A 25,528-nucleotide genomic window follows, 5' to 3' on the forward strand; every position below is an offset into this window, starting at 1 on the left:
ATTAAAATAAGCCGTTGTAAATAAAAACCCTACAGGAGGCACTATGCCTAAAAAAATGAGAACAACCCGTAATCTATTATTAATGGCTACGCTATTAGGTAGCACACTATTTGCCAACGCTGCGGATAAAGAAATGACCATTGGCGCAATATACCTTGATACCCAGGGATATTACGCTGGAGTGCGCCAGGGCGTTCAGGATGCGGCAAAAGATTCTTCAGTACAGGTACAGTTAATTGAAACTAACGCCCAGGGCGATATTTCGAAAGAAAGTACCTTTGTTGATACCCTCGTGGCGCGTAATGTCGATGCCATTATTTTGTCGGCAGTGTCTGAAAATGGCAGTAGCCGCACCGTTCGCCGCGCCAGTGAGGCGGGTATTCCGGTGATTTGCTACAACACCTGTATTAATCAAAAGGGTGTCGATAAATATGTCTCGGCATATCTGGTTGGCGATCCGCTGGAATTTGGTAAAAAACTGGGTAACGCTGCCGCCGATTATTTTATTGCTAACAAAATTGACCAGCCGAAAATTGCTGTCATCAATTGCGAAGCCTTTGAAGTTTGTGTGCAACGACGTAAAGGGTTTGAAGAAGTATTAAAAGCCCGCGTTCCCGGCGCGAAAATTGTCGCTAATCAGGAAGGGACTGTTTTAGATAAAGCGATTTCTGTTGGTGAAAAACTGATTATCTCCACGCCAGATCTCAACGCCATTATGGGGGAATCGGGTGGAGCGACACTCGGCGCGGTAAAAGCGGTACGTAATCAAAATCAGGCTGGAAAAATTGCCGTTTTCGGTTCAGATATGACCACTGAAATTGCTCAGGAACTGGAAAATAACCAGGTGCTGAAAGCGGTAGTGGATATTTCCGGTAAGAAAATGGGCAATGCTGTTTTCGCGCAAACATTGAAGGTTATCAATAAACAAGCCGACGGTGAAAAAGTGATTCAGGTACCAATCGATCTCTATACCAAAACGGAAGACGGTAAACAGTGGCTGGCAACACACGTTGATGGTCTGCCCTAATCGCTGATTCGCAGAGGTCCCTATGTTCACGGCAACAGAGGCAGTTCCGGTAGCAAAAGTGGTGGCAGGAAATAAGCGTTACCCCGGTGTCGTTGCGCTGGATAACGTTAACTTTACGCTCAATAAAGGCGAAGTTCGCGCGCTGTTAGGCAAAAACGGTGCGGGAAAATCGACCCTCATTCGAATGCTTACCGGTAGCGAACGTCCGGATAGCGGTGATATCTGGATTGGCGAGACGCGACTGGAAGGTGACGAAGCTACGCTGACTCGCCGTGCCGCTGAACTGGGGGTACGCGCGGTTTATCAGGAATTAAGTCTGGTGGAAGGGCTGACAGTGGCGGAAAACCTCTGCCTCGGTCAGTGGCCCCGCCGCAACGGCATGATTGATTACCTGCAAATGGCGCAGGACGCCCAACGTTGCTTGCAGGCGCTGGGCGTTGACGTTAGTCCTGAACAACTTGTTTCGACACTAAGTCCGGCGCAAAAGCAACTGGTGGAAATTGCGCGGGTGATGAAAGGCGAGCCGCGCGTGGTCATCCTTGATGAACCGACCAGCTCGCTTGCCAGTACGGAAGTTGAACTGGTGATCAGCGCCGTGAAAAAAATGTCAGCACTGGGCGTGGCGGTGATTTATGTCAGCCACCGGATGGAAGAAATTCGCCGCATTGCCTCCTGTGCCACCGTTATGCGCGATGGTCAGGTGGCGGGCGATGTGATGCTCGAAAACACCTCAACCCGTCATATTGTGTCGCTGATGCTCGGGCGCGATCACGTTGATCTTGCACCGGTTGTAGCTCAGGAGATTGCGGACCAGACCGTACTGGAAGTTCGCGCGTTACGCCACAGACCAAAACTTACGGAGATCAGTTTTTCCCTGCGTCGCGGCGAAGTGCTCGGCATTGCTGGTCTGCTGGGGGCAGGGCGCAGTGAATTGCTGAAGGCGATTGTTGGGCTGGAGACGTATGAACAGGGCGATATTGTTATCAACGGCGAGAAAATCACGCGCCCCGATTACGGCGACATGCTGAAACGCGGCATTGGCTATACGCCAGAAAACCGCAAAGAAGCGGGGATCATTCCCTGGTTGGGCGTTGACGAAAATACAGTGCTGACCAATCGGCAAAAAATCAGCGCCAACGGTGTGCTGCAATGGTCCACCATCCGCCGCCTGACCGAAGAGGTGATGCAGCGGATGACGGTCAAGGCAGCCAGTAGCGAAACGCCTATTGGCACGCTTTCTGGCGGCAATCAGCAAAAAGTGGTGATCGGTCGTTGGGTCTATGCCGCCAGCCAGATTTTATTGCTCGACGAGCCAACGCGCGGCGTCGATATCGAAGCCAAACAGCAGATTTACCGTATTGTCCGCGAGCTGGCTGCCGAAGGGAAAAGCGTGGTGTTTATCTCCAGTGAAGTGGAGGAGTTGCCGCTGGTGTGCGACCGCATCCTGTTATTACAGCACGGTACGTTCTCGCAGGAGTTTCACTCGCCGGTCAATGTGGATGAGCTGATGTCCGCCATTCTGTCTGTGCACTGATGAATTTTACCGAGGAACCTGAAGATGTCTGCTTCGTCATTATCATTGCCGCAGGGCAAGAGCGTCTCGCTCAAACAATTTGTCAGTCGCCATATTAATGAGATTGGTTTGCTGGTGGTAATCGCCATTCTTTATCTGGTCTTCTCCCTGAACGCACCGGGCTTTATCTCATTGAATAACCAAATGAACGTGCTGCGCGATGCTGCCACCATCGGGATCGCCGCCTGGGCGATGACGCTGATTATTATCTCCGGTGAAATTGATGTCAGCGTTGGACCGATGGTGGCTTTTGTCTCGGTGTGCCTGGCATTTTTGCTGCAATTTAACGTTCCGCTGGCGATTGCTTGTCTGCTGGTGTTGCTGTTAGGCGCGCTGATGGGGACGCTGGCCGGCGTGCTGCGCGGCGTGTTTAACGTGCCCAGTTTCGTTGCCACGCTGGGGCTGTGGAGCGCCCTGCGCGGAATGGGGCTGTTTATGACTAACGCCCTGCCAGTGCCGATTGACGAAAACGAGGTACTGGACTGGCTGGGGGGACAATTTCTCGGTGTGCCGGTATCCGCGCTGATCATGATGGTGTTGTTTGCGCTGTTTGTGTTCATTAGCCGCAAAACCGCCTTCGGGCGCTCGGTTTTTGCTGTTGGCGGTAATGCGACGGCAGCGCAGTTGTGCGGTATCAACGTTCGTCGGGTGCGCATTCTTATTTTTACCCTTTCGGGATTATTAGCGGCGGTGACCGGCATTTTGCTGGCAGCTCGCCTCGGTTCTGGTAACGCAGGTGCGGCAAACGGTCTGGAGTTTGACGTCATCGCTGCGGTCGTGGTCGGCGGTACGGCACTTTCCGGCGGTCGCGGTTCCTTGTTCGGTACATTGCTTGGTGTGCTGGTGATTACGCTAATCGGTAACGGTCTGGTGTTGCTCGGGATTAACTCTTTTTTCCAGCAGGTGGTGCGCGGCGTCATCATCGTGGTGGCGGTTCTGGCGAATATCTTGCTGACCCAGCGAAGCAGTAAAGCGAAACGCTAAACCTTAACGCCCCTGGCGCGGGTGCGGCAGGGATGAAAATTAATCGTATTGTTAATGAGGGAATTATGAAAACGATGCTGGCAGCTTATTTACCAGGAAATTCGACCGTCGATCTGCGGGAAGTTGCGGTGCCGACACCGGGGATTAACCAGGTACTGATTAAAATGAAATCCTCCGGGATTTGCGGAAGCGATGTCCACTATATCTATCATCAACACCGCGCCACAGCGGCGGCTCCCGATAAACCGTTATACCAGGGATTTATCAACGGTCATGAACCGTGCGGGCAAATTGTGGCGATGGGGCAAGGCTGCCGCCATTTTAAAGAGGGCGACCGCGTGCTGGTGTATCACATTTCTGGCTGTGGTTTTTGCCCGAACTGCCGTCGCGGTTTTCCTATCTCTTGTACTGGCGAAGGAAAAGCCGCTTACGGCTGGCAGCGTGACGGCGGTCATGCCGAATACCTGCTGGCGGAAGAAAAAGATCTGATCCTTCTGCCGGACGCGCTGAGCTATGAAGATGGTGCGTTTATCAGTTGCGGCGTTGGTACAGCGTATGAAGGGATTTTGCGCGGCGAAGTTTCCGGCAGTGATAACGTGCTGGTGGTCGGTCTGGGGCCGGTCGGCATGATGGCGATGATGCTGGCGAAAGGTCGCGGTGCAAAAAGGATCATCGGCGTTGATATGCTGCCGGAACGTCTGGCAATGGCGAAACAGTTAGGGGTGATGGATCACGGCTATTTAGCAACCACTGAAAGTCTGCCGCAGATTATCGCCGAACTTACCCACGGCGGCGCGGATGTTGCGCTCGATTGTTCCGGTAATGCCGCAGGTCGCTTACTGGCGTTGCAATCCACCGCTGACTGGGGACGCGTGGTTTACATCGGGGAAACCGGAAAAGTGGAGTTCGAGGTTAGCGCCGACCTGATGCACCATCAACGGCGGATTATTGGCTCCTGGGTGACCAGTCTGTTCCATATGGAAAAATGCGCCCACGATTTAACGGACTGGAAACTGTGGCCGCGTAATGCCATTACCCATCGCTTCTCACTGGAACAGGCAGGAGATGCCTATGCGCTGATGGCGAGCGGTAAATGCGGGAAAGTTGTGATTAACTTCCCGGATTAAGGAGTCAGCGGATGACCATCTATACCTTATCTCACGGGCCGCTAAAGCTGGACGTTTCTGACCGGGGCGGCGTCATCGAAGGCTTCTGGCGTGACGCGACGCCGCTCTTACGTCCCGGTAAAAAAAACGGTGTGGCAACCGATGCCTCTTGTTTTCCGCTGGTGCCGTTTGCAAACCGGGTGAGTGGCAACCGTTTTGTCTGGCAGGGGCGTGAGTATCAACTGCAACCGAATGTTGAGTGGGATGCGCACTATCTGCACGGCGACGGCTGGCTGGGGCAGTGGCAATGTGTCTCGCGCAGCGATGATAGCTTGTGTCTGGTGTATGAACATCGCAGCGGTGTTTATCACTATCGGGTAAGTCAGGCGTTTCATTTAACGGCAGATACGCTGACGGTGACGCTCTCTGTCACCAATCAAGGGGCAGAGACGCTGCCATTTGGTACCGGCTGGCATCCTTATTTTCCGTTGTCACCACAAACGCGGATTCAGGCGCAGGCGAGCGGTTACTGGCTGGAGCGGGAGCAGTGGCTGGCGGGTGAGTTTTGCGAGCAGCTACCGCAGGAGCTGGATTTCAACCAGCTCGCGCCGTTGCCGCACCAGTGGGTGAACAATGGCTTTGCCGGATGGAATGGTCAGGCCCGCATTGAGCAGCCGCAGGAGGGTTATGCCATCATCATGGAAACGACGCCGCCTGCACCATGTTATTTCATCTTTGTTTCCGACCCGGCGTTTGATAAAGGATATGCGTTTGATTTCTTCTGTCTGGAACCGATGAGCCATGCGCCGGATGACCATCATCGCCCGGAAGGAGGTGACCTCATTGCGCTTGCGCCGGGGGAATCAACAACGTCAGAGATGTCGTTGCGGGTTGCGTTACTGTAATTTATAAATTGCCGGATAAGGCGTTCACGCCGCATCCGGCATCTTTCCTAACGCCGATCGAGAGAAATTGCCCCCGGCCCGGTAATTGCCAACAGCAGGAATGCGCCAGCGATACTGACATTCTTCCAGAAATTAATCATATTTGGCCCAACCGCATCGCCGGTCATATCCCAGTAATGGTGACCAATCACCGCCGTACCCAGCGTGTAGAAAATAAACAGCACCGCCAGCGGACGGGTGAAAAAGCCAAGCACGATTAAAATCGCGGCGGGCACTTCCATAACTACCGCAATAATCGCTGCCAGCATCGGCATTGGCGCACCCAGCGAGGCCATATATTGGACCGTACCGTCAAAGCCCATCATTTTGGGAAAACCAAAAATAATGAAAATTAAGACCACGGCGATACGGGCAATTAATAACAAAACGGGGCGGGCAGCACCAAAATCAAAATAACGTAGTGTGTTCATAACCAATCCCTTTGCAAGATAATGTGATTTAAACGTAATACACACTCTGGTACCTCGCCACGCCCCAGGCGTTGAGATATTCGCTAATTATCCTGGTTACAGTGATTTAAGCGCGATGTCCTCATCTATCAGCAGTTTCGCATCAAACGTTTTGCCGCTCTGGATCCATTTGCGGATTGGGCGAATCTCACGGCCCTGATTCAGCGTGACTGCACCGATAAGCACGCCGTTTTGCAGATTAAACCAAATCGCCTTCTGAGTTTCCGGGTTGCCACGACAAATCCAGTCATCGCCACGCATATCGCCAATAAACTGTAAGTTATCACTGTACTGATCGCTCCAGAACCACGGCGGCGGCAGTCGCGGAAGCGGTAGCCCCAACATTGCGGCAGCGGCAATTTGCGCCTGGTTATTGGCGTTTTCCCAGCTTTCGCAGCGGTGTAGTGCACCATTATCAAGACGGGTGATTGCCACATCGCCACCGGCAAAGATCGCGGGATCGCAGGTGCGGCAAGCTTCATCAATGACAATACCATTGGCAGTATCAAGGTTGGCCTCGCGAGCCAGTTGGTCGTTGGCGCTGATACCAATACCGTAAATCACCACATCGGCCTGAAGCGTTTCGCCACTTTGCAGCGTCAGTTCTACTTTTTCACCATCGACCACATGTTCAATGGCATTATTGAGCAGAATGCGCACACCAGCCTGCTGATGGCGCTGTAAAAGATAGTGTTGCACGGGCGGTGGTGCATTACGGCCCATGACGGTTGCCGCCAGTTCAATCACTGTCACCTTACATCCACGCTGCGTGGCGCTGGCAGCCAGTTCCAGACCAATAGTTCCGGCACCGACAATCACGACTGACCGTTCGGGCTGCAGAACTTCTCGCAGTCTGGCGGCATCGCCGGCATGGCGCAGGGTAAAGCAGCGTTCTCCCAGTGCATCAAGCAACGGCAGCGGTCGGGCTGCCGCGCCGGTTGCCATAAACAGCTGATCCCAGTGCCAACTTTCGCCGTTGGTTAACACTAACTCTCTTGTGTCGCGGCCCAGCGATTTGATGGTTACACCGGAATGCAGATGAACATTGTTTTCCTGCCACCAGTGAGCAGGTAACACCTGCTGTAACTGCGGGGAATCTTCCAGCAACATGGATTTCGAGAGCGGGGGGCGTTCATAAGGAAGATGTTGCTCATCGGAAAACAGATGCAGCTCACCGGTGAACCCTTGCTGGCGTAGCGAGGCCGCAGCCATTGCCGCCGCTTGCCCGCCACCGACAATAATGATCGTTTTTTCTTTCATCGTGCTTCCTTAAAGATCCAGCCCAGCCGCTACGTGGCGAATGCCGCGAATCGCTAAACCCGCATCAGCGTTGATCATCACACCGCTTAATGCGCGATTATTGCGCCGCGATGCCAACATCACATACGGACCCGTAAAATCCGCCGGTTGCGGGAAAAATTGCAGCGGTAATATGGCGGCAATTTTCTCCGGCGTCAGAGACTGCATTATCGAGGTTTCACTTTGCCCGAGCGCCTGTGGGCCGCGCAGGTCGCTGGCCATACCACACGGGCCGACGCCATTCACCCGCACTTTCGGTGCCAGTTCATAAGCCAGTTGGCGAATAAGTCCGGTTGCGGCATGTTTACTGGCGGTGTACAGCGGGCCACCGCCGCCGGGATACCAGGCGGCATTTGACAGTGTGAAAATCATGCTGCCTTCACTGGCGATTAACGCCGGAGCGCAGGCTTTTGCGCCCAGCAGGTAACCGAGTACGTTGACGTTAAACAGCTCGTGGAAGCCGGTTTCGAGCGTCTCTGCGGGAGTATTAACCAGTGAGGCATTGTGATCCCAGATGCCCGCATTGCCGATAAAACAATCCAGCTTGCCAGAACGAGTCAGGATCTGATCGACCGCGCGTTGATAATCGGCATAGCAGGTCACGTTACCTTCCACCGCCAGAATATGTTCGCCAAATCGCTGACGCAGACTGGCGACTTTTGCCGCCGACAGTTCCAGCGTGGCAACCTGCGCACCTTCTTCGATAAATCGCTCGACCAGTGCCAGTCCTAATCCCGATCCGCCACCTGTAATAAAGATGGACTCGTTATGCAGATCGCTCATGGCTGCGCCTCCGGTAAGTCGATGAAGATATCACCACCTTCAACGTGTACTGGATAAGTGGTTAGCGGATCGGTGGCGGGCAGGCATAACGCTTTCCCCGTTTTCAGGCAAAAACTGGCAGCGTGCAGTGGGCACTCTACCGTAGCATCATCTTCCAGATACCCTTCTGACATCGACGCATTACCATGACTGCAACGATCGTTAATGGCATAAAACTCGCCGCCAACGTTGAACAGGGCGATGACAGGCGAGGTATCGATCCGGAGAGCCTCACCCTCCGGCACATCCGCAACGGGACACGCATAAATTCGATTCATCAGAACAGTACACTCAGGTTATGGGACGTGATCACCGCTTGGTCCAGGACGATATCCCGTTCCAGCAAGCGCCAGTTGCCATCTTCCAGACGACGAACTTTGTCAAAACGAGTCCCGACATAGAACGTTTCATCGCGCTCTTTTTGTGCCCGATAAAGCAGATAATTTACCCGCACAGCAAACACGTCTGGGGTGTCGGTTTCGCTTACCTGGCAGTTGCTGATTAAGTGACGGGTGCGCGACGGCGGCTCTTCCGCCCAGGCCATGCCCGTTTCCAGACGCGCGATTCGCCGCTCCAGCTGGTCTTTGGTGTCATTAAAAATCCAGGTTGTCGGTGGCTGAACGCCTTTGCGGCGGTCACGCGTTTGCGCGTTAACCGTGGTGCGCATGGTGTAACGAATCTCTTTGTCGAGCTGCGCCAGCCAGTCACGAAATTTCCAGTCATCCAGCAGACTGGCTTCGTGATAGAGAAACTGGCTAATGCGGTGATGTAACTCCAGTGAAACCTGCGCACTCATTTCATCACCTCCTGCTGGTATGCGGCGGTTTTATCGAGCACTTCCTGCCAGCTTTCGCTGCTCAGGAGATCGGCCCAGCGTTGATACATTCCACGGGCGGCCGTTTCTGAGAAGATATAGTTTGTAATGCCTGGAATGCCGTCGTCGCGACGTTTTTCCTGACCAAGCCCCATTTCCAGACAAAGTTTACTGTTGCGGGCGCGGTGGCCTTTCAGCAATTTCTGAATTTCACACCAGTTCTCCGAGTCATCCTGCTCAAGAAAACCAGCAGGACCAAAAGCGCGGGTGGCGCTGTTTTCAAAAGCGGCTTTAACCTCATCAGAGGCGGCTTTGTCAGTAATACAGAACGCCCACACTTCAACTTGATCAGGGCCGCGCGGATGCCAGACGCGGAGTGTGGCAGTGCCGTTGAGCCAGGAAAGCGTGGGGAAAATATTGTTATGACCCGCCAGGCGCAGGGCGCGAACTTCGCCTAAACGCTGTTCTGCTTCGGCGTAGGTTTCGCGGTAATAGCTGGAAACTGCACCATCGACCCAGACATTGGCGTCTGGCTTTTCGGTAAAGAAGAAACCGCTACCGTGTCCGTCCTGACCGAATTGTAGGGCATCTTTAGCGGTTTCCCATACCGGGCGGGCGGTTTGTCCATCGCCGAGACGCTTATCGCTGCCATCATCTTTCGCTCCTAATACCTGTACGGCAGAAGCATGGCTGAACAGGGCGTGATACTGGTCACTGGCGAACTGCTCTGCCGGGAATTTCCAGTTGCAGTTGATCACCCACTTCTGTACGCCGCCGACAATTTCGGTACCGCCTTCGCGACGATCCAGCATGCCATCCAGATACCAGGCAATGTCACCCAGGTAATCACGCAGGCCCGGCGCGGAGGTATCCCAGTTGCCAAAAATCAGCCCTTTATAACTCTCCACACAAGGGACTTCGTTTAGCCCCCAGTGGGATTTACACAACCCTTGTGGGTAGGCGCGAGGTTCCAGCGGTACATCAATCAACTCGCCGTTAATACCATAAGACCAGCCATGATACGGGCAGGTAAAGGCGCGAGTGTTGCCGCAATCGGCATAACTCACACGCATGGCCCGGTGGCGGCATTGGTTGAGAAACGCCTTGATGCTGCCGTCTTTCTGGCGCACCACGACAACCGCATCTTCTCCCATGTAGGTGTTAAAAAAATCACCGGGTTTAGGGATCTGGCTTTCATGAGCGAGAAACAGCCAGCAACGACCGAAAATGCGCTCAAGCTCCAGTTGGTAAATATCCGGGTCGGTATAAATACGCGGAGTAACCCGACCGTTTTGGGTGTCAATCAGTTGGTAAATGTTCAAATCTGAGGGTGTGGTCATATTTTTTAATCCTGAAAGATAAGATGTATTGACCTTCTATTTTTGTGCCATAAGGATGTTGCTGGTTGGTTGCTGATATGTGAAATAGTTAATTTCTACCAACTGAGACGTTTTTTCGATAACAAGGGGAAGGTGATGGAACTACGGCATTTACGCTATTTCGTCGCAGTGGCGCAGGCACTGAACTTTACCCGTGCGGCGGAAAAACTGCATACCTCACAGCCTTCGTTAAGCAGCCAGATCCGCGATCTCGAAAACTGTGTTGGTGTTCCGCTACTGGTACGTGATAAACGTAAAGTCGCGTTGACGGCGGCGGGAGAATGTTTTCTCCAGGACGCGCAGGCAATCCTGGAACAAGCGGAAAAGGCCAAACAACGGGCGCGGAAAATTGTTCAGGAAGATAAGCATTTAATCATCGGTTTTGTGCCATCGGCGGAAGTGAATTTACTGCCAAAAGTATTGCCCATGTTCCGACTGAAACAGCCAGAAACTTTGATCGAATTGGTGAGTTTAATTACCACGGAACAGGAAGAAAAAATTCGCCGTGGTGAACTGGATGTCGGCTTAATGCGCCATCCTGTTTATAGCCCGGAGATTGATTATCTGGAACTTTTTGACGAACCATTAGTGGTGGTGTTGCCGGTTGATCATCCTTTAGCACAAGAAAAAGAGATCACCGCCGCGCAGCTGGATGGCGTGAATTTCGTTAGTACCGATCCGGCGTATTCCGGTTCGCTTGCGCCGATCGTTAAGGAGTGGTTTGCGCAAGAAAACAGCCAGCCGAATATCGTCCAGGTGGCAACCAATATTCTGGTAACGATGAATTTGGTGGGGATGGGGCTTGGCGTAACTTTGATACCCGGTTATATGAATAATTTTAATACCGGGCAGGTGGTATTTCGGCCAATTGCCGGAAATGTGCCTTCCATTGCCCTACTAATGGCGTGGAAGAAAGGCGAAATGAAACCGGCATTACGCGATTTCATCGCCATTGTGCAGGAACGTTTGGCAAGCGTAACGGCATAAATACGCAATAATTTTGCAAGGTGCGTTGTGGGGCGCAGCTTTTTTAGTGCTTGCGAACAGGCGTTACAGACATCGGGAAGCAGGCTCGAATATTCTTATTTTTCAACTTGCACCAACATTCGATTAACCCCAGACTAACGCCTCCTGACGGGAGGGACTCATGGTTTTGCAATCCACGCGCTGGTTGGCGCTCGGTTATTTCACATACTTTTTTAGTTACGGCATTTTTCTACCTTTCTGGAGCGTCTGGCTTAAGGGGATTGGCTTAACGCCAGAAACTATCGGCCTGTTATTGGGGGCTGGTCTGGTTGCCCGTTTTCTCGGGAGTTTGATCATCGCGCCCCGCGTTAGCGATCCTTCCCGCCTGATTTCCGCCTTGCGCGTACTGGCACTGCTGACACTTCTCTTTGCTGTCGCCTTCTGGGCGGGGGCGCATGTAGCGTGGTTGATGGTGGTGATGATTGGCTTTAACCTCTTTTTCTCACCGCTGGTACCGTTGACCGATGCACTGGCGAATACATGGCAAAAACAGTTCCCGCTTGATTACGGCAAAGTGCGACTGTGGGGCTCGGTGGCGTTTGTCATTGGCTCGGCGCTGACAGGTAAACTGGTCAGTATGTTGGATTATCGGGTGATCCTCGCGCTGTTGACGTTGGGCGTGGCGTCCATGCTGCTCGGATTTCTCATTCGTCCAACGATTCAGCCACAAGGGGCTAGCCGTCAGCAGGAGAGCACGGGAGGGCCAGCCTGGCTGACACTGGTCCGCCAGAACTGGCGCTTTCTGGCCTGCGTTTGTTTATTACAGGGAGCGCATGCAGCCTATTACGGTTTTAGCGCTATTTACTGGCAGGCAGCTGGGTATTCTGCTTCAGCGGTGGGCTATTTGTGGTCGCTGGGCGTGGTGGCAGAAGTCATTATTTTTGCGCTGAGTAATAAACTTTTCCGCCGTTGTAGTGCACGCGATATGCTGCTGATCTCGGCGATTAGCGGCGTAATGCGCTGGGGAATTATGGGAGCAACGACGGCGTTGCCGTGGTTGATAGTAGTGCAAATTCTGCATTGCGGCACCTTCACGGTCTGCCACCTGGCGGCCATGCGTTATATTGCCGCCCGCCAGGGTAGCGAAGTCATTCGTTTGCAGGCGGTTTACTCTGCCGTTGCAATGGGCGGTAGTATCGCCATCATGACCGTCTTCGCCGGTTACCTGTATCAATATCTGGGCCACGGCGTGTTCTGGGTGATGGCGCTGGTGGCGCTTCCGGCAATGTTCTTGCGCCCGAAAGTTGTTCCCTCATGCTGATTCGAGCATTTTGCGGATCTGCTCCTGTTGGTGTGTTGTCAGCGTCAGATCTGTGTAGATCAGCGGTGGTGAAAAGAGCGGTAACGGCGTGGTGTAAGGCGCAATAATCAGTGCCGCGCCGCGTGGAGCACCTCTCTGCAAAAATGCTTTTACCGACATATGCTTAATGTTGAGCGGCAGTAACGTTAGTTCACGTAACTGCTGCTCAATCTGCGATTCACGCTCGCTATCATTCCCGGTCAGTAGAATAATCTGTTTTTCATGCAGGTCGTTTTCCTGCATTAGCCAGGCACCGAAAATTACCGCGACCAGACCGCTTTCCTCATCAGAAAGATGGACGCTGTATTCACTTTCAAATCCGGTCAGCGCCGCGCGGGTGGTGCGCACCAGGCGTGGGTACAGTCTGGAGAACTCTTCTGGCAGGGTGTTATCAATACCGATGGCAAACAAACTGCGATTTAACGCCTGGGCGAGGTGAGTATAAAGCTGATCGCATAACCCCTGTTCATCATAAAAACGAACATTTCCCAGCTCACGAAAATGGTTTACCAGACGTTTGATAGACTGACGCAATTGTCTGTCCCGCTGATGCGCATCCCGAATTGGATCGGGAACTCGCAACATGGAAAAAAGTAATGCCATAAATAGTGGCTCATCAGGCGGTACAGGCTGGAGCGCCCGACGCTGCCAGTGGCGTCCAATTTCCTGCGCTACCTGAAATTCCAGGCAGGATTCTGCCCAGCGACGTTGGAGCGGATTAAACTGAGGCGTAATGCCAGCGTGGTGTTGCAGCAAGCAATATTGCAGATACAGACACAGGAAATGAATATCGCGCGATTCAAAGCGTTTTTGTAGCCGCCGAGAGCAGAGATTCACTAACGCTTGTAGATTGGTATCGTCGTAAAAGTTACGCGAAATTCCGCGCCGCTTTAGTTCACTCTTCAGAGCAGGTGTGAATTGGCTGGTAATAAATGACGGACACAGACGGAAACCACGTCGTAGCCAATGAAATAAACACAAACGTTGGTTAAGCACTGTGCCTTCAACCCGATAGCTACCGTCATAACCAGTAGTCAGTGTGAGTTGATGATAGCGCAGGATCTCCCGTCCTGTTTCGCTGATATCAAGACTGGCAATATCATCATCCACACCATTAAGCTTGCTGAAGGTTGCCGTGGTGGCGGTCAACCCCGGCTGAAAGAGTGTCAGCAAGATCTGGCAGCGGCGCTGGGGAGCCGAAAGGACAGATGGTGAAGCAAGCGTAGGCATCATCTGTAGATCTCCCATAAGCATAATTGATAAGAATAGCTAAAGTTTGCCCAGGGAAATGGCGAAGAGAATGCTAATCATCAGAAATGTTGGCAAGCGTCACAGAATTTTTCTCATCTTAAACTGTTCTGACCAGTGGATTAGCTCGTCTAAAGGTGGATTTGTGAATGATTATCGCGCTAGCGATCATGGGTTAGTTGTGCGGATTCAACGTGCTAAGGATAAAATCCACTATTTGTTCGCGATAAACATCACCGTGACGATCGGAAAAAGCATCAATGTGTTCGCCGTCAGGGATTAAGATTAAACGTTTTGGCTCTTTTGCCAGATCATACAACTTTTGGCTGTGCTGCCATGGGATAACGTGATCGGCCTTACCGTGAATGAGTAAAACTGGGATCGGGCTGACGCTGGCGATGTAATTTTCGCCGCTGTAACTCTCATCAAGTAAGTAGCCACTGCCGGGGATCATCTGGTTGGCGATGGTTGCATAAGAGGCAAATGTGGAGTCGAGGATCACTGCACGTATGCCCTCACGATCACCCTGACCAACGACATCAAGAATATTCGCCCCGCCAATACTCTGCCCGAACAGCACCAGTCGTTGTGGGTTTACATCACTGCGATGGCGCACCACATTGATGGCACTTAGCGTATCGTCCAACAATCCGGCCTGAGACGGCGTGCCTTTTGATTTACCAAACCCGCGATAATCAAACATAAAAACGTTGAAATTACGCTCGGGTAACCAACTGACCAGCGGCCAGTGGGCGGACATATTTCCGGCATTGCCGTGAGCATGAATGATGGTTGCGATGGCGTTGTCAGCGGGGCCTGTCGAAGAAGGGATAAACCAGCCTTGCAAACGAGTACCGTCCTTAGCTGTAAATTCGACGGATTCCGCCGACCAGGGGTCGGGACCGTAAATTTTGTCGTCGGGATAATAGAAGAAGTTGATGGCAACGCGCGGCACTAAATAAACGCAGAAGGCAACAACAAAGAGAATAAACAGAATTTTGAGAACGCGTGTGTTCACTGGCAGTGCCATAACCTTTCCTTGCGACTTCTTTATCATCCATTAATCGGGGAAAGATGGTGGGAGAGTGACGAAAGAAAGTAAAGCAGAGCGGAAGCATTTCGGAATAGCGCCTGAAAGGCGAGGGCGGGTGAGAGAAATCACCCGCCAGAGAAATTAACGCTTCAGAGCGTCGCTTAACTCGTCACGCATGTTCGCCAGCATGGCTTTAACAACGCGCGGGTTACCGGCAACGATGTTACCGGTCAGCATGTAGTTATGACCACCGGTGAAGTCGCTGACGATGCCGCCCGCTTCACGAACCAGCAGCTCACCTGCGGCGAAATCCCACGGACGCAGACCGATTTCAAAGAAACCGTCAACACGACCTGCGGCAACGTAAGCCAGATCCAGCGCCGCAGAACCAGTACGACGGAAGTCTGCACATTCGTTGAACAGTTTGCCGACGATGTTGATGTAAGTGGTAGCGTACTGTTTTGCTTTGAACGGGAAGCCGGTCGCCAGAATAGTACCGTCGAGATCGCGAGCTGTGCTGCCGCGCAGACGGTAGCCGTTCAGCTGTGCGCCCTGACCGCGAGTGGCGGTGAACAGTTCGTTACGCATAGGATCATAAACCACAGCAACTTCAGTGCGGCCTTTGATACGAACGGCAATAGATACCGCGAAGTGCGGCAGGCGTTTGATAAAGTTGGTAGTGCCATCCAGTGGATCGATAACCCATTGAACATCCTGATCGGTACCTTCAAGTTCACCGCTTTCTTCGGTGATGATGGTGTGCTGTGGGTAAGATTTACGAATCGTGTCGATAATCACCGCTTCGGCAGCTTTATCTACGTTGGTCACGAAATCGTTACTGCCTTTCTGGCTCGCTTCTACAGCGTCCGGGGTTTCATAGTTTTTGGCAATTAAATTACCCGCCTTGCGCGCTGCGCGCACGGCGATGTTCAGCATCGGATGCATCGGTCTCTCTCACTGGATGTTAAAGAACGGGAAAACGGCGCAGAGTATAGCAGCGAGATCGGCATCTGTCTTCGTTTTATGATAAGATGCGCAAATAATCTTTAGACGAAGAAAGACAATGCTGCAAAATATTCGAATTGTGCTGGTGGAGACGTCACACACCGGCAATATGGGTTCTGTTGCCCGTGCCATGAAAACAATGGGCTTAACCAATCTGTGGCTGGTTAATCCATTGGTGAAACCTGACTCCCAGGCGATTGCTCTGGCAGCAGGGGCCAGCGATGTGATTGGTAATGCTCACATTGTCGATACGCTCGACGAAGCGTTAGCCGGTTGTAGCCTGGTGGTTGGCACCAGCGCACGTTCCCGCACGCTGCCGTGGCCGATGCTCGACCCGCGCGAATGCGGTTTGAAAAGCGTCGCTGAAGCGGCAAATACGCCGGTGGCACTGGTTTTTGGTCGTGAGCGTGTCGGCTTGACCAATGAAGAGTTGCAAAAGTGCCATTATCATGTCGCCATTGCCGCTAACCCGGAATACAGTTCGCTTAACCTGGCGATGGCTGTTCAGGTTATTGCCTATGAAGTGCGCATGGCCTGGCTGGCGACTCAGGAGAACAGCGAGCAGGTTGAACATGACGAGACGCCGTATCCGCTGGTCGATGATCTGGAACGTTTTTACGGTCATCTTGAACAAACGCTGCTGGCAACCGGCTTTATCCGTGAAAACCATCCGGGGCAGGTGATGAATAAGCTGCGTCGTCTGTTTACCCGTGCGCGCCCGGAAAGCCAGGAGTTGAATATCCTGCGCGGGATTCTGGCTTCTATTGAGCAGCAGAATAAAGGTAACAAGGCCGAATAACCGAGGTTGCCTGATGCGGCGCTTAACGCGTCTTGTCAGGCCTACATTGTACTGAACCCCTGGTCGGATAAAGTGTTTACGCCGCACCCGACAACAGGTACAAACGCCACGATAAAAAATGGCACTGAAGGTTAAATACCCGACTAAATCAGTCAAGTGAATAGTTGACCAATTTACTCGGGAATGTCAGACTTGACCCTGCTATGCAATACCCCCACTTTTACAATAAAAAACCCCGGGCAGGGGCGAGTTTGAGGTGAAGTAAGACATGAGACTGACATCTAAAGGGCGCTATGCCGTGACCGCAATGCTTGACGTTGCGCTCAACTCTGAAGCGGGCCCGGTACCGTTGGCTGATATTTCCGAACGTCAGGGAATTTCCCTTTCTTATCTGGAACAACTGTTTTCCCGTCTGCGTAAAAATGGTCTGGTTTCCAGCGTACGCGGACCAGGCGGTGGTTATCTGTTAGGCAAAGATGCCAGCAGCATCGCCGTTGGCGAAGTGATTAGCGCCGTTGACGAATCTGTAGATGCCACCCGTTGTCAGGGTAAAGGCGGCTGCCAGGGGGGCGATAAATGCCTGACCCATGCGCTGTGGCGTGATTTGAGCGACCGCCTCACCGGTTTTCTCAACAACATTACTTTAGGCGAACTGGTTAATAACCAGGAAGTGCTGGATGTATCTGGTCGTCAGCATACTCACGACGCGCCACGCACCCGCACACAAGACGCAATCGACGTTAAGTTACGCGCATAAAAGATAAAAAGTATTCAGAATCAGGCCGGGGCGTCTCGCGCTCCGTAAACACGGTCGTACATCCAGCCGGTAGCCTGGTTCCTTGCATTGAGTGATGTACGGAGTTTATAGAGCAATGAAATTACCGATTTATCTCGACTACTCCGCAACCACGCCGGTGGACCCGCGTGTTGCCGAGAAAATGATGCAGTTTATGACGATGGACGGAACCTTTGGTAACCCGGCCTCCCGTTCTCACCGTTTCGGCTGGCAGGCTGAAGAAGCGGTAGATATCGCTCGTAATCAGATTGCCGATCTGGTTGGCGCTGATCCGCGTGAAATTGTCTTTACCTCTGGTGCTACCGAATCTGACAACCTGGCGATCAAAGGCGCTGCTAACTTTTATCAGAAAAAAGGCAAGCACATCATCACCAGCAAAACCGAACACAAAGCGGTACTGGATACCTGCCGTCAGCTGGAGCGCGAAGGTTTTGAAGTCACTTACCTGGCACCGCAGCGTAACGGTATTATCGACCTGAAAGAACTCGAAGCAGCGATGCGTGATGACACCATCCTTGTTTCCATCATGCACGTAAATAACGAAATCGGCGTGGTGCAGGATATCGCGGCTATCGGTGAAATGTGCCGTGCTCGTGGCATTATCTATCACGTTGATGCAACCCAGAGCGTGGGCAAACTGCCTATCGACCTGAGCCAGTTGAAAGTTGACCTGATGTCTTTCTCCGGTCACAAAATCTACGGCCCGAAAGGTATCGGTGCGCTGTATGTGCGTCGTAAACCGCGCGTACGTATCGAAGCACAAATGCACGGCGGCGGTCACGAGCGCGGTATGCGTTCCGGTACTCTGCCTGTTCACCAGATCGTCGGGATGGGCGAAGCCTATCGCATCGCAAAAGAAGAGATGGCGACCGAGATGGAACGTTTGCGCGGCCTGCGTAACCGTCTGTGGAACGGCATCAAAGATATCGAAGAAGTTTACCTGAACGGTGACCTGGAACACGGTGCGCCGAACATTCTCAACGTCAGCTTTAATTACGTTGAAGGTGAGTCGCTGATTATGGCGCTGAAAGACCTTGCGGTTTCTTCCGGTTCTGCCTGTACGTCAGCAAGCCTCGAACCGTCCTACGTGCTGCGCGCGCTGGGGCTGAACGATGAGCTGGCACATAGCTCTATCCGTTTCTCTTTAGGTCGTTTTACTACTGAAGAAGAGATCGACTACACCATCGAGTTAGTTCGTAAATCCATCGGTCGTCTGCGTGACCTTTCTCCGCTGTGGGAAATGTACAAGCAGGGCGTGGATCTGAACAGCATCGAATGGGCACATCATTAATCGGTATCGGAATCAGGAGAATTTATAATGGCTTACAGCGAAAAAGTTATCGATCATTACGAGAATCCGCGTAACGTGGGTTCCTTCGACAACAACGACGAGAACGTGGGCAGCGGCATGGTGGGTGCACCGGCCTGTGGCGACGTGATGAAGTTGCAGATTAAAGTCAACGATGAAGGTATCATTGAAGACGCGCGTTTTAAAACTTACGGCTGCGGTTCCGCTATCGCTTCCAGCTCCCTGGTCACCGAATGGGTGAAAGGGAAGTCTCTCGACGAAGCACAGGCGATCAAAAACACCGATATTGCTGAAGAACTTGAACTGCCGCCGGTGAAAATTCACTGTTCTATTCTGGCAGAAGACGCGATCAAAGCCGCCATTGCGGACTATAAAAGCAAACGTGAAGCAAAATAAGAGTTGAGGTTTGGTTATGTCGATTACACTGAGCGACAGTGCAGCAGCGCGAGTAAATACCTTTCTGGCTAACCGCGGCAAAGGGTTTGGCCTGCGTCTGGGTGTGAGAACCTCCGGATGTTCAGGTATGGCTTATGTACTGGAATTTGTTGACGAACCGACGCCGGAAGACATCGTGTTTGAAGACAAAGGCGTGAAAGTCGTGGTCGATGGCAAAAGCCTGCAATTTCTGGACGGTACGCAACTGGATTTCGTAAAAGAAGGCCTGAACGAAGGGTTTAAATTTACCAACCCGAACGTCAAAGATGAGTGTGGTTGCGGCGAAAGCTTCCACGTTTGATGCGCATACCGATAACCCCACCGTGGTCAGCTGCGCGTGGGGTTTGTTTTACCTGATTCGTCGTTATTGCGGCGGATCGCAGCCCTGAGAATGTTATGGATTACTTCACCCTCTTTGGCTTGCCTGCCCGTTATCAACTCGATACCCAGGCACTGAGCCTGCGTTTTCAGGATCTACAACGTCAGTATCATCCTGATAAATTCGCCAGCGGAAGCCAGGCGGAACAACTCGCCGCCGTACAGCAATCTGCAACCATTAACCAGGCCTGGCAAACGCTGCGTCATCCGTTAATGCGCGCGGAATATTTACTTTCTTTGCACGGTTTTGATCTCGCCAGCGAGCAGCATACTGTGCGCGACACCGCGTTCCTGATGGAACAGCTGGAGCTGCGCGAAGAACTGGACGAGATCGAACAGGCGAAAGATGAAGCACGGCTGGAAAGCTTTATCAAACGTGTGAAAAAGATGTTTGATACCCGCCATCAGTTGATGGTTGAACAGTTAGACAACGAGACGTGGGACGCGGCGGCGGATACCGTGCGTAAGCTGCGTTTTCTCGATAAACTGCGAAGCAGTGCCGAACAACTCGAAGAAAAACTGCTCGATTTTTAATTTCTGGAAGCTAAACATGGCCTTATTACAAATTAGTGAACCTGGTTTGAGTGCTGCGCCGCATCAGCGTCGTCTGGCGGCCGGTATTGACCTGGGCACAACCAACTCGCTGGTGGCGACAGTACGCAGCGGTCAGGCCGAAACGTTAGCCGACCATGAAGGCCGTCACCTGCTGCCCTCTGTTGTTCACTATCAACAGCAGGGGCATTCGGTGGGTTATGACGCGCGTACTAACGCAGCGCTCGACACCGCCAACACCATTAGTTCTGTTAAACGCCTGATGGGGCGCTCGCTGGCTGATATCCAGCAACGCTACCCGCATTTGCCTTATCAATTCCAGGCCAGCGAAAACGGCTTGCCGATGATTGAAACGGCGGCGGGGCTGCTGAACCCGGTGCGTGTTTCTGCGGACATCCTCAAAGCACTGGCGGCGCGGGCAACTGAAGCCCTGGCAGGCGACTTGGATGGTGTCGTTATCACCGTTCCGGCGTACTTTGACGATGCCCAGCGTCAGGGCACCAAAGACGCGGCGCGTCTGGCGGGGCTACATGTTCTGCGCTTACTTAACGAACCGACCGCTGCGGCTATCGCCTACGGACTGGACTCCGGTCAGGAAGGCGTGATCGCTGTTTATGACCTCGGTGGCGGGACGTTTGATATTTCCATTCTGCGCTTAAGTCGCGGCGTGTTCGAAGTGCTGGCGACCGGCGGTGATTCCGCGCTCGGCGGCGATGACTTTGACCATCTGTTAGCAGATTACATTCGCGAACAGGCGGGCATTCCTGACCGTAGCGATAACCGCGTTCAGCGTGAACTGCTGGATGCCGCCATTGCGGCCAAAATCGCGCTGAGCGATGCGGACTCTGTGACCGTGAATGTTGCGGGCTGGCAGGGTGAAATCAGCCGTGAACAATTCAATAAATTGATCGCGCCATTGGTAAAACGAACCTTACTGGCTTGTCGTCGTGCGCTGAAAGACGCGGGCGTAGAAGCTGATGAAGTGCTGGAAGTGGTTATGGTTGGTGGTTCTACCCGCGTGCCGCTGGTGCGTGAACGAGTGGGCGAATTTTTCGGTCGTCCACCGCTGACTTCCATCGACCCGGATAAAGTCGTCGCTATTGGCGCGGCGATTCAGGCGGATATTCTGGTGGGTAACAAGCCGGACAGCGAAATGCTGTTACTTGATGTGATCCCGCTGTCGCTGGGCCTCGAAACCATGGGTGGCCTGGTGGAGAAAGTGATCCCGCGTAACACCACAATTCCGGTGGCGCGCGCCCAGGATTTCACCACCTTTAAAGATGGTCAGACGGCGATGTCTATCCATGTAATGCAGGGTGAGCGTGAGCTGGTGCAGGACTGCCGCTCGCTGGCACGTTTTGCGCTGCGTGGTATTCCGGCGCTACCGGCTGGCGGCGCGCATATTCGCGTAACGTTTCAGGTCGATGCTGATGGTCTTTTGAGCGTGACGGCGATGGAGAAATCCACCGGCGTTGAGGCGTCTATTCAGGTTAAACCGTCTTATGGTCTGACCGACAGTGAAATCGCTTCGATGATCAAAGACTCAATGAGCTATGCCGAGCAGGACGTAAAAGCCCGTATGCTGGCTGAACAAAAAGTAGAAGCGGCGCGTGTGCTGGAAAGTTTGCACGGCGCGCTGGCTGCTGATGCCGCGCTGTTAAGCGCCGCAGAACGTCAGGTCATTGACGATGCTGCCGCTCACCTGAGTGAAGTGGCGCAGGGCGATGATGTTGACGCCATCGAACAAGCGATTAAAAACGTAGACAAACAAACCCAGGATTTCGCCGCTCGCCGCATGGACCAGTCGGTTCGTCGTGCGCTGAAGGGCCATTCCGTGGACGAGGTTTAATATGCCAAAGATTGTTATTTTGCCTCATCAGGATCTCTGTCCTGATGGCGCTGTTCTGGAAGCGAATAGCGGTGAAACCATTCTCGACGTTGCGCTGCGTAACGGCATCGAGATTGAACACGCCTGTGAAAAATCCTGTGCTTGCACCACCTGCCACTGCATCGTTCGTGAAGGTTTTGATTCGCTGCCGGAAAGCTCAGAGCAGGAAGACGACATGCTGGACAAAGCCTGGGGGCTGGAGCCGGAAAGCCGTTTAAGCTGCCAGGCGCGCGTTACCGACGAAGATTTAGTGGTCGAAATTCCGCGTTACACTATCAACCATGCGCGTGAGCATTAACAGAGGTTAGTATGGGACTTAAGTGGACCGATAGCCGCGAAATTGGCGAAGCACTGTACGATGCATATCCCGATCTTGATCCGAAAACGGTTCGATTCACCGATATGCATCAGTGGATTTGCGATCTGGAAGATTTCGACGACGACCCGCAGGCGTCCAACGAGAAAATCCTCGAAGCGATTTTATTAGTCTGGCTGGACGAAGCCGAGTGATTTCCGCGTCATGCTTCACGCCGCAGATGCGTTGGCTGCGCTCGTTCACCCCAGTCACATAGTTATCTATGCTCCTGGGGCTTCACTCACTTGCCGCCTTCCTGCAACGCGAATCATTTAGCGGAAAAATCCTGGGGCTGCCAACTGGCGGCCCTTTTACAAATAAGGATAACTAAAATGACAGAAGCGATGAAGATTACCCTCTCGACCCAACCTGCCGACGCGCGCTGGGGAGAAAAAGCGACTTACAGCATTAATAATGATGGTATTACCCTGCATTTGAACGGGGCAGACGATCTGGGGCTGATCCAGCGTGCGGCGCGCAAGATTGACGGTCTGGGCATCAAGCATGTTCAGCTAAGCGGTGAAGGCTGGGATGCGGATCGTTGCTGGGCATTCTGGCAAGGTTACAAAGCCCCGAAAGGCACACGCAAAGTGGAGTGGCCGGATCTGGACGATGCCCAGCGTCAGGAACTGGATAACCGCCTGATGATCATCGACTGGGTGCGTGACACCATCAACGCACCAGCAGAAGAACTGGGGCCATCGCAACTGGCACAGCGTGCTGTTGATCTGATCAGCAACGTCGCAGGCGATCGTGTGACTTACCGGATCACCAAAGGTGAAGATCTTCGTGATCAAGGTTATATGGGGCTGCACACTGTCGGGCGTGGTTCAGAACGTTCCCCGGTATTGCTGGCGCTGGATTACAACCCAACTGGCGATAAAGAAGCGCCGGTGTACGCGTGCCTGGTAGGTAAAGGCATCACCTTTGATTCCGGCGGCTACAGCATCAAACAGACCGCGTTTATGGACTCAATGAAGTCTGACATGGGCGGTGCGGCAACGGTTACCGGGGCGCTGGCATTTGCCATTACGCGCGGTCTGAACAAGCGTGTGAAGCTGTTCCTCTGCTGTGCGGATAACCTGATTAGCGGCAACGCGTTCAAACTGGGGGATATCATTACCTATCGCAACGGTAAAAAAGTCGAAGTCATGAACACCGATGCGGAAGGGCGTCTGGTTCTGGCAGATGGCCTGATTGACGCCAGTGCGCAGAAACCGGAACTGATTATCGATGCCGCGACACTCACCGGTGCGGCGAAAACCGCGCTGGGTAATGATTATCACGCGCTGTTCAGTTTTGACGATGCGTTGGCCGGTCGCCTACTGGAGAGTGCCGCCCAGGAGAACGAACCGTTCTGGCGTCTGCCGCTGGCGGAGTTCCACCGTAGCCAGCTGCCATCTAACTTTGCGGAACTGAACAATACCGGAAGCGCGGCGTATCCGGCGGGTGCAAGTACGGCGGCGGGCTTCCTGTCGCACTTTGTTGAGAACTATAAACAAGGTTGGCTGCATATCGACTGTTCGGCGACTTACCGTAAAGCACCGGTTGAACAGTGGTCTGCGGGTGCGACCGGGCTGGGTGTGCGCACGATTGCTAATCTGTTAACGGCGTAAACTAATATGCCGGATGCGGCGTAAACGCCTTATCCGGCTTACAAAGTATTGTGAATTCAAAAAATTGCGATTCCCTTGTAGGCCTGATAAGCGTAGCGCATCAGGCACTTGTGCCCCGAACGTTGAATGAATTGTGGTTCTTATGTCCGAAACAAAAAACGAACTTGAAGAGCTGCTGGAAAAAGCAGCAACTGAACCGGCGCACCGCCCGGCCTTTTTCCGTACTCTACTGGAATCCACTGTCTGGGTACCAGGTACGGCGGCGCAGGGCGAGGCAGTGGCTGAAGATAGCGCGCTTGATTTACAGCACTGGGAAAAAGAAGACGGTACCAGCGTCATTCCTTTTTTCACCTCGTTAGAAGCACTGCAACAGGCGGTTGAAGACGAACAGGCGTTTGTCGTAATGCCCGTTCGCACACTGTTTGAGATGACCCTTGGCGAAACGCTCTTCCTTAATGCCAAATTGCCAACCGGTAAAGAGTTTATGCCGCGTGAAATCAGTTTGTTGATTGGTGAAGAAGGAAATCCGCTGAGCAGTCAGGAAGTACTGGAAGGCGGTGAATCGCTGATATTATCGGAAGTCGCAGAGCCGCCAGCGCAAATGATTGATTCACTTACCACCTTATTTAAAACCATTAAGCCGGTGAAGCGTGCTTTTATTTGTTCAATTAAGGAGAACGAAGAGGCACAGCCTAATTTACTTATTGGCATTGAAGCCGATGGTGATATCGAAGAAATTATTCAGGCGGCGGGAAGTGTAGCGACCGATACATTACCTGGCGATGAACCCATCGATATTTGTCAGGTGAAAAAAGGGGAAAAAGGAATTAGCCACTTTATTACCGAACATATTGCGCCATTCTATGAACGTCGCTGGGGTGGTTTTTTGCGTGACTTTAAACAGAATCGGATAATCTAAAATATGCCGCCCCAAAGGGCGGCATTCGGGCTTACTTGCTGCTCTGAAAGTTGTTAACCACCAGTAAATTGTCGCCGGAGAGACTCCGGTTATTATTTACCTCGGTTAACAGCGCACCAGAAACAATAAGTACGATACAAAAGCACCGTATCTTCATTGTGCGGTCCATGCGAAGACCGCATCACGACAGCACCACTGGCGATATTGCCGCGATAGCAAGCGCTGTGGGGTGCCTGCATTTACGGTCATGGAACATCCTTTCCTAAAGCCAGCGCCCGTTTGCGAGACGGCGAAAAGGGCCGTCACGAATAATACTCTCATATTTGAATAATTACTCTATTTATTATCTTGACTTAGCCAGGCATAAAAGAGAGTATTTCAACACTGTGGGGTGCCTGCGTTGCTCCGGCAACACAAGTCAACCTGCTGGAAAGGCCGCGAACCAGACCAG

At 52.7% G+C, this 25,528-nt stretch carries 28 protein-coding genes; 18 read left to right on the plus strand and 10 right to left on the minus strand.

Annotated elements, in window-relative coordinates:
• The first annotated feature begins 43 nt into the window (after positions 1-43).
• From FQ015_RS05020 to FQ015_RS05040, 5 genes are read left to right on the plus strand one after another with little or no spacing between them, the layout of a single operon-like run.
• Positions 44-1,027 (plus strand): substrate-binding domain-containing protein, encoded by a 984-nt coding sequence (locus tag FQ015_RS05020; RefSeq protein ID WP_001124915.1) that lies wholly within the window; start codon positions 44-46, stop codon positions 1,025-1,027.
• A 22-nt stretch (positions 1,028-1,049) separates the two neighbouring features.
• Entirely contained in the window at positions 1,050-2,561 is a 1,512-nt protein-coding gene (locus FQ015_RS05025) for a sugar ABC transporter ATP-binding protein (RefSeq protein WP_160523785.1), read from the plus strand.
• A 24-nt stretch (positions 2,562-2,585) separates the two neighbouring features.
• Positions 2,586-3,584, plus strand: coding sequence for an ABC transporter permease (locus FQ015_RS05030; protein WP_039020969.1), 999 nt, complete (start codon positions 2,586-2,588; stop codon positions 3,582-3,584).
• A gap of 32 nt (positions 3,585-3,616) precedes the next feature.
• Positions 3,617-4,711, plus strand: coding sequence for a zinc-dependent alcohol dehydrogenase family protein (locus FQ015_RS05035; protein WP_160523786.1), 1,095 nt, complete (start codon positions 3,617-3,619; stop codon positions 4,709-4,711).
• A gap of 11 nt (positions 4,712-4,722) precedes the next feature.
• The gene (locus tag FQ015_RS05040) at positions 4,723-5,595 is read left to right on the plus strand and encodes an aldose 1-epimerase (protein ID WP_160523787.1); all 873 of its coding nucleotides are present in this window, start codon (positions 4,723-4,725) and stop codon (positions 5,593-5,595) included.
• Positions 5,596-5,642: 47 nt separating this feature from the next.
• Here FQ015_RS05040 and FQ015_RS05045 read toward each other — a convergent pair whose 3' ends face one another.
• From FQ015_RS05045 to hcaE, 6 genes are all read right to left on the minus strand, one after another.
• Positions 5,643-6,065, minus strand: a complete 423-nt coding sequence (locus FQ015_RS05045; RefSeq protein ID WP_001094726.1) for a DoxX family protein — start codon at positions 6,063-6,065, stop codon at positions 5,643-5,645.
• Positions 6,066-6,161: 96 nt separating this feature from the next.
• Positions 6,162-7,364: a phenylpropionate dioxygenase ferredoxin reductase subunit gene (hcaD, locus tag FQ015_RS05050; protein WP_000660752.1), complete on the minus strand. Its 1,203-nt coding sequence runs from the start codon at positions 7,362-7,364 to the stop codon at positions 6,162-6,164.
• Between the two features lie 9 nt (positions 7,365-7,373).
• Positions 7,374-8,186 (minus strand): 3-phenylpropionate-dihydrodiol/cinnamic acid-dihydrodiol dehydrogenase, encoded by an 813-nt coding sequence (gene hcaB, locus FQ015_RS05055; protein WP_001281377.1) that lies wholly within the window; start codon positions 8,184-8,186, stop codon positions 7,374-7,376.
• Positions 8,183-8,503, minus strand: coding sequence for a bifunctional 3-phenylpropionate/cinnamic acid dioxygenase ferredoxin subunit (locus FQ015_RS05060; protein ID WP_001080102.1), 321 nt, complete (start codon positions 8,501-8,503; stop codon positions 8,183-8,185). The genes hcaB and FQ015_RS05060 overlap by 4 nt, the downstream gene beginning before the upstream one ends.
• Positions 8,503-9,021, minus strand: a complete 519-nt coding sequence (gene hcaF / locus FQ015_RS05065) for a 3-phenylpropionate/cinnamic acid dioxygenase subunit beta (RefSeq protein WP_001276084.1) — start codon at positions 9,019-9,021, stop codon at positions 8,503-8,505. The genes FQ015_RS05060 and hcaF overlap by 1 nt, the downstream gene beginning before the upstream one ends.
• Positions 9,018-10,379 carry a 3-phenylpropionate/cinnamic acid dioxygenase subunit alpha gene (gene hcaE, locus FQ015_RS05070; protein WP_000211172.1) on the minus strand — a complete coding sequence of 454 codons (1,362 nt, stop codon included), beginning with the start codon at positions 10,377-10,379 and terminating at the stop codon, positions 9,018-9,020. Before hcaE ends, hcaF begins: the two co-directional genes overlap by 4 nt.
• A 135-nt stretch (positions 10,380-10,514) precedes the next feature.
• Here hcaE and hcaR point away from each other — a divergent pair, with 135 nt between their 5' ends.
• Both hcaR and FQ015_RS05080 read left to right on the plus strand, forming a co-directional pair.
• Complete coding sequence (gene hcaR / locus FQ015_RS05075; protein WP_000423267.1) at positions 10,515-11,405, plus strand: DNA-binding transcriptional regulator HcaR; 891 nt, start codon at positions 10,515-10,517, stop codon at positions 11,403-11,405.
• 160 nt (positions 11,406-11,565) lie between these two features.
• Positions 11,566-12,705: a 3-phenylpropionate MFS transporter gene (locus FQ015_RS05080; RefSeq protein WP_160523788.1), complete on the plus strand. Its 1,140-nt coding sequence runs from the start codon at positions 11,566-11,568 to the stop codon at positions 12,703-12,705.
• Here FQ015_RS05080 and csiE read toward each other — a convergent pair.
• The 3 genes from csiE to suhB form a co-directional block, all read right to left on the minus strand.
• Positions 12,697-13,977, minus strand: coding sequence for a stationary phase inducible protein CsiE (gene csiE, locus FQ015_RS05085; protein ID WP_160523789.1), 1,281 nt, complete (start codon positions 13,975-13,977; stop codon positions 12,697-12,699). The two genes, FQ015_RS05080 and csiE, sit on opposite strands and share 9 nt — an antisense overlap.
• Positions 13,978-14,167: 190 nt before the next feature.
• Complete coding sequence (locus FQ015_RS05090) at positions 14,168-15,022, minus strand: alpha/beta hydrolase (RefSeq protein ID WP_024212144.1); 855 nt, start codon at positions 15,020-15,022, stop codon at positions 14,168-14,170.
• Positions 15,023-15,166: 144 nt separating this feature from the next.
• Positions 15,167-15,970 (minus strand): inositol-1-monophosphatase, encoded by an 804-nt coding sequence (gene suhB, locus FQ015_RS05095; RefSeq protein ID WP_000553451.1) that lies wholly within the window; start codon positions 15,968-15,970, stop codon positions 15,167-15,169.
• A 118-nt stretch (positions 15,971-16,088) separates the two neighbouring features.
• Between suhB and trmJ the strand changes: the two genes are divergently transcribed.
• The 11 genes from trmJ (at position 16,089) to sseB (ending at position 25,077) form a co-directional block, all read left to right on the plus strand.
• Entirely contained in the window at positions 16,089-16,829 is a 741-nt protein-coding gene (gene trmJ, locus FQ015_RS05100) for a tRNA (cytosine(32)/uridine(32)-2'-O)-methyltransferase TrmJ (RefSeq protein WP_000940023.1), read from the plus strand.
• Positions 16,830-17,097: 268 nt separating this feature from the next.
• Positions 17,098-17,586, plus strand: coding sequence for a Fe-S cluster assembly transcriptional regulator IscR (iscR, locus tag FQ015_RS05105; protein WP_001241357.1), 489 nt, complete (start codon positions 17,098-17,100; stop codon positions 17,584-17,586).
• A gap of 115 nt (positions 17,587-17,701) precedes the next feature.
• The gene (iscS, locus tag FQ015_RS05110) at positions 17,702-18,916 is read left to right on the plus strand and encodes a cysteine desulfurase (RefSeq protein WP_001295373.1); all 1,215 of its coding nucleotides are present in this window, start codon (positions 17,702-17,704) and stop codon (positions 18,914-18,916) included.
• 27 nt (positions 18,917-18,943) lie between these two features.
• Positions 18,944-19,330 carry a Fe-S cluster assembly scaffold IscU gene (iscU, locus tag FQ015_RS05115; protein WP_000331707.1) on the plus strand — a complete coding sequence of 129 codons (387 nt, stop codon included), beginning with the start codon at positions 18,944-18,946 and terminating at the stop codon, positions 19,328-19,330.
• A gap of 16 nt (positions 19,331-19,346) precedes the next feature.
• Positions 19,347-19,670 (plus strand): iron-sulfur cluster assembly protein IscA, encoded by a 324-nt coding sequence (gene iscA, locus FQ015_RS05120; RefSeq protein ID WP_000028953.1) that lies wholly within the window; start codon positions 19,347-19,349, stop codon positions 19,668-19,670.
• Positions 19,671-19,765: 95 nt separating this feature from the next.
• On the plus strand, positions 19,766-20,281 hold the full coding sequence (hscB, locus tag FQ015_RS05125; protein ID WP_000384413.1) for a co-chaperone HscB: 516 nt from the start codon (positions 19,766-19,768) through the stop codon (positions 20,279-20,281).
• A gap of 16 nt (positions 20,282-20,297) precedes the next feature.
• On the plus strand, positions 20,298-22,148 hold the full coding sequence (hscA, locus tag FQ015_RS05130; RefSeq protein ID WP_160523790.1) for a Fe-S protein assembly chaperone HscA: 1,851 nt from the start codon (positions 20,298-20,300) through the stop codon (positions 22,146-22,148).
• A gap of 1 nt (position 22,149) precedes the next feature.
• On the plus strand, positions 22,150-22,485 hold the full coding sequence (gene fdx, locus FQ015_RS05135; RefSeq protein ID WP_001124471.1) for an ISC system 2Fe-2S type ferredoxin: 336 nt from the start codon (positions 22,150-22,152) through the stop codon (positions 22,483-22,485).
• Between the two features lie 11 nt (positions 22,486-22,496).
• Entirely contained in the window at positions 22,497-22,697 is a 201-nt protein-coding gene (gene iscX / locus FQ015_RS05140; RefSeq protein ID WP_000523616.1) for a Fe-S cluster assembly protein IscX, read from the plus strand.
• 177 nt (positions 22,698-22,874) lie between these two features.
• Entirely contained in the window at positions 22,875-24,158 is a 1,284-nt protein-coding gene (gene pepB / locus FQ015_RS05145) for an aminopeptidase PepB (protein ID WP_000133572.1), read from the plus strand.
• A 142-nt stretch (positions 24,159-24,300) separates the two neighbouring features.
• Complete coding sequence (gene sseB / locus FQ015_RS05150; protein ID WP_160523791.1) at positions 24,301-25,077, plus strand: enhanced serine sensitivity protein SseB; 777 nt, start codon at positions 24,301-24,303, stop codon at positions 25,075-25,077.
• Positions 25,078-25,108: 31 nt separating this feature from the next.
• On the opposite strand, the gene timP is transcribed toward sseB, so the two are convergent.
• On the minus strand, positions 25,109-25,234 hold the full coding sequence (gene timP / locus FQ015_RS24515; RefSeq protein WP_249417451.1) for a small toxic inner membrane protein TimP: 126 nt from the start codon (positions 25,232-25,234) through the stop codon (positions 25,109-25,111).
• Between the last annotated feature and the right edge of the window lie 294 nt (positions 25,235-25,528).

It is taken from the genome of Escherichia sp. HH26CH (assembly GCF_009820205.1).
In the GTDB taxonomy this organism is placed as follows: domain Bacteria; phylum Pseudomonadota; class Gammaproteobacteria; order Enterobacterales; family Enterobacteriaceae; genus Escherichia; species Escherichia coli_F.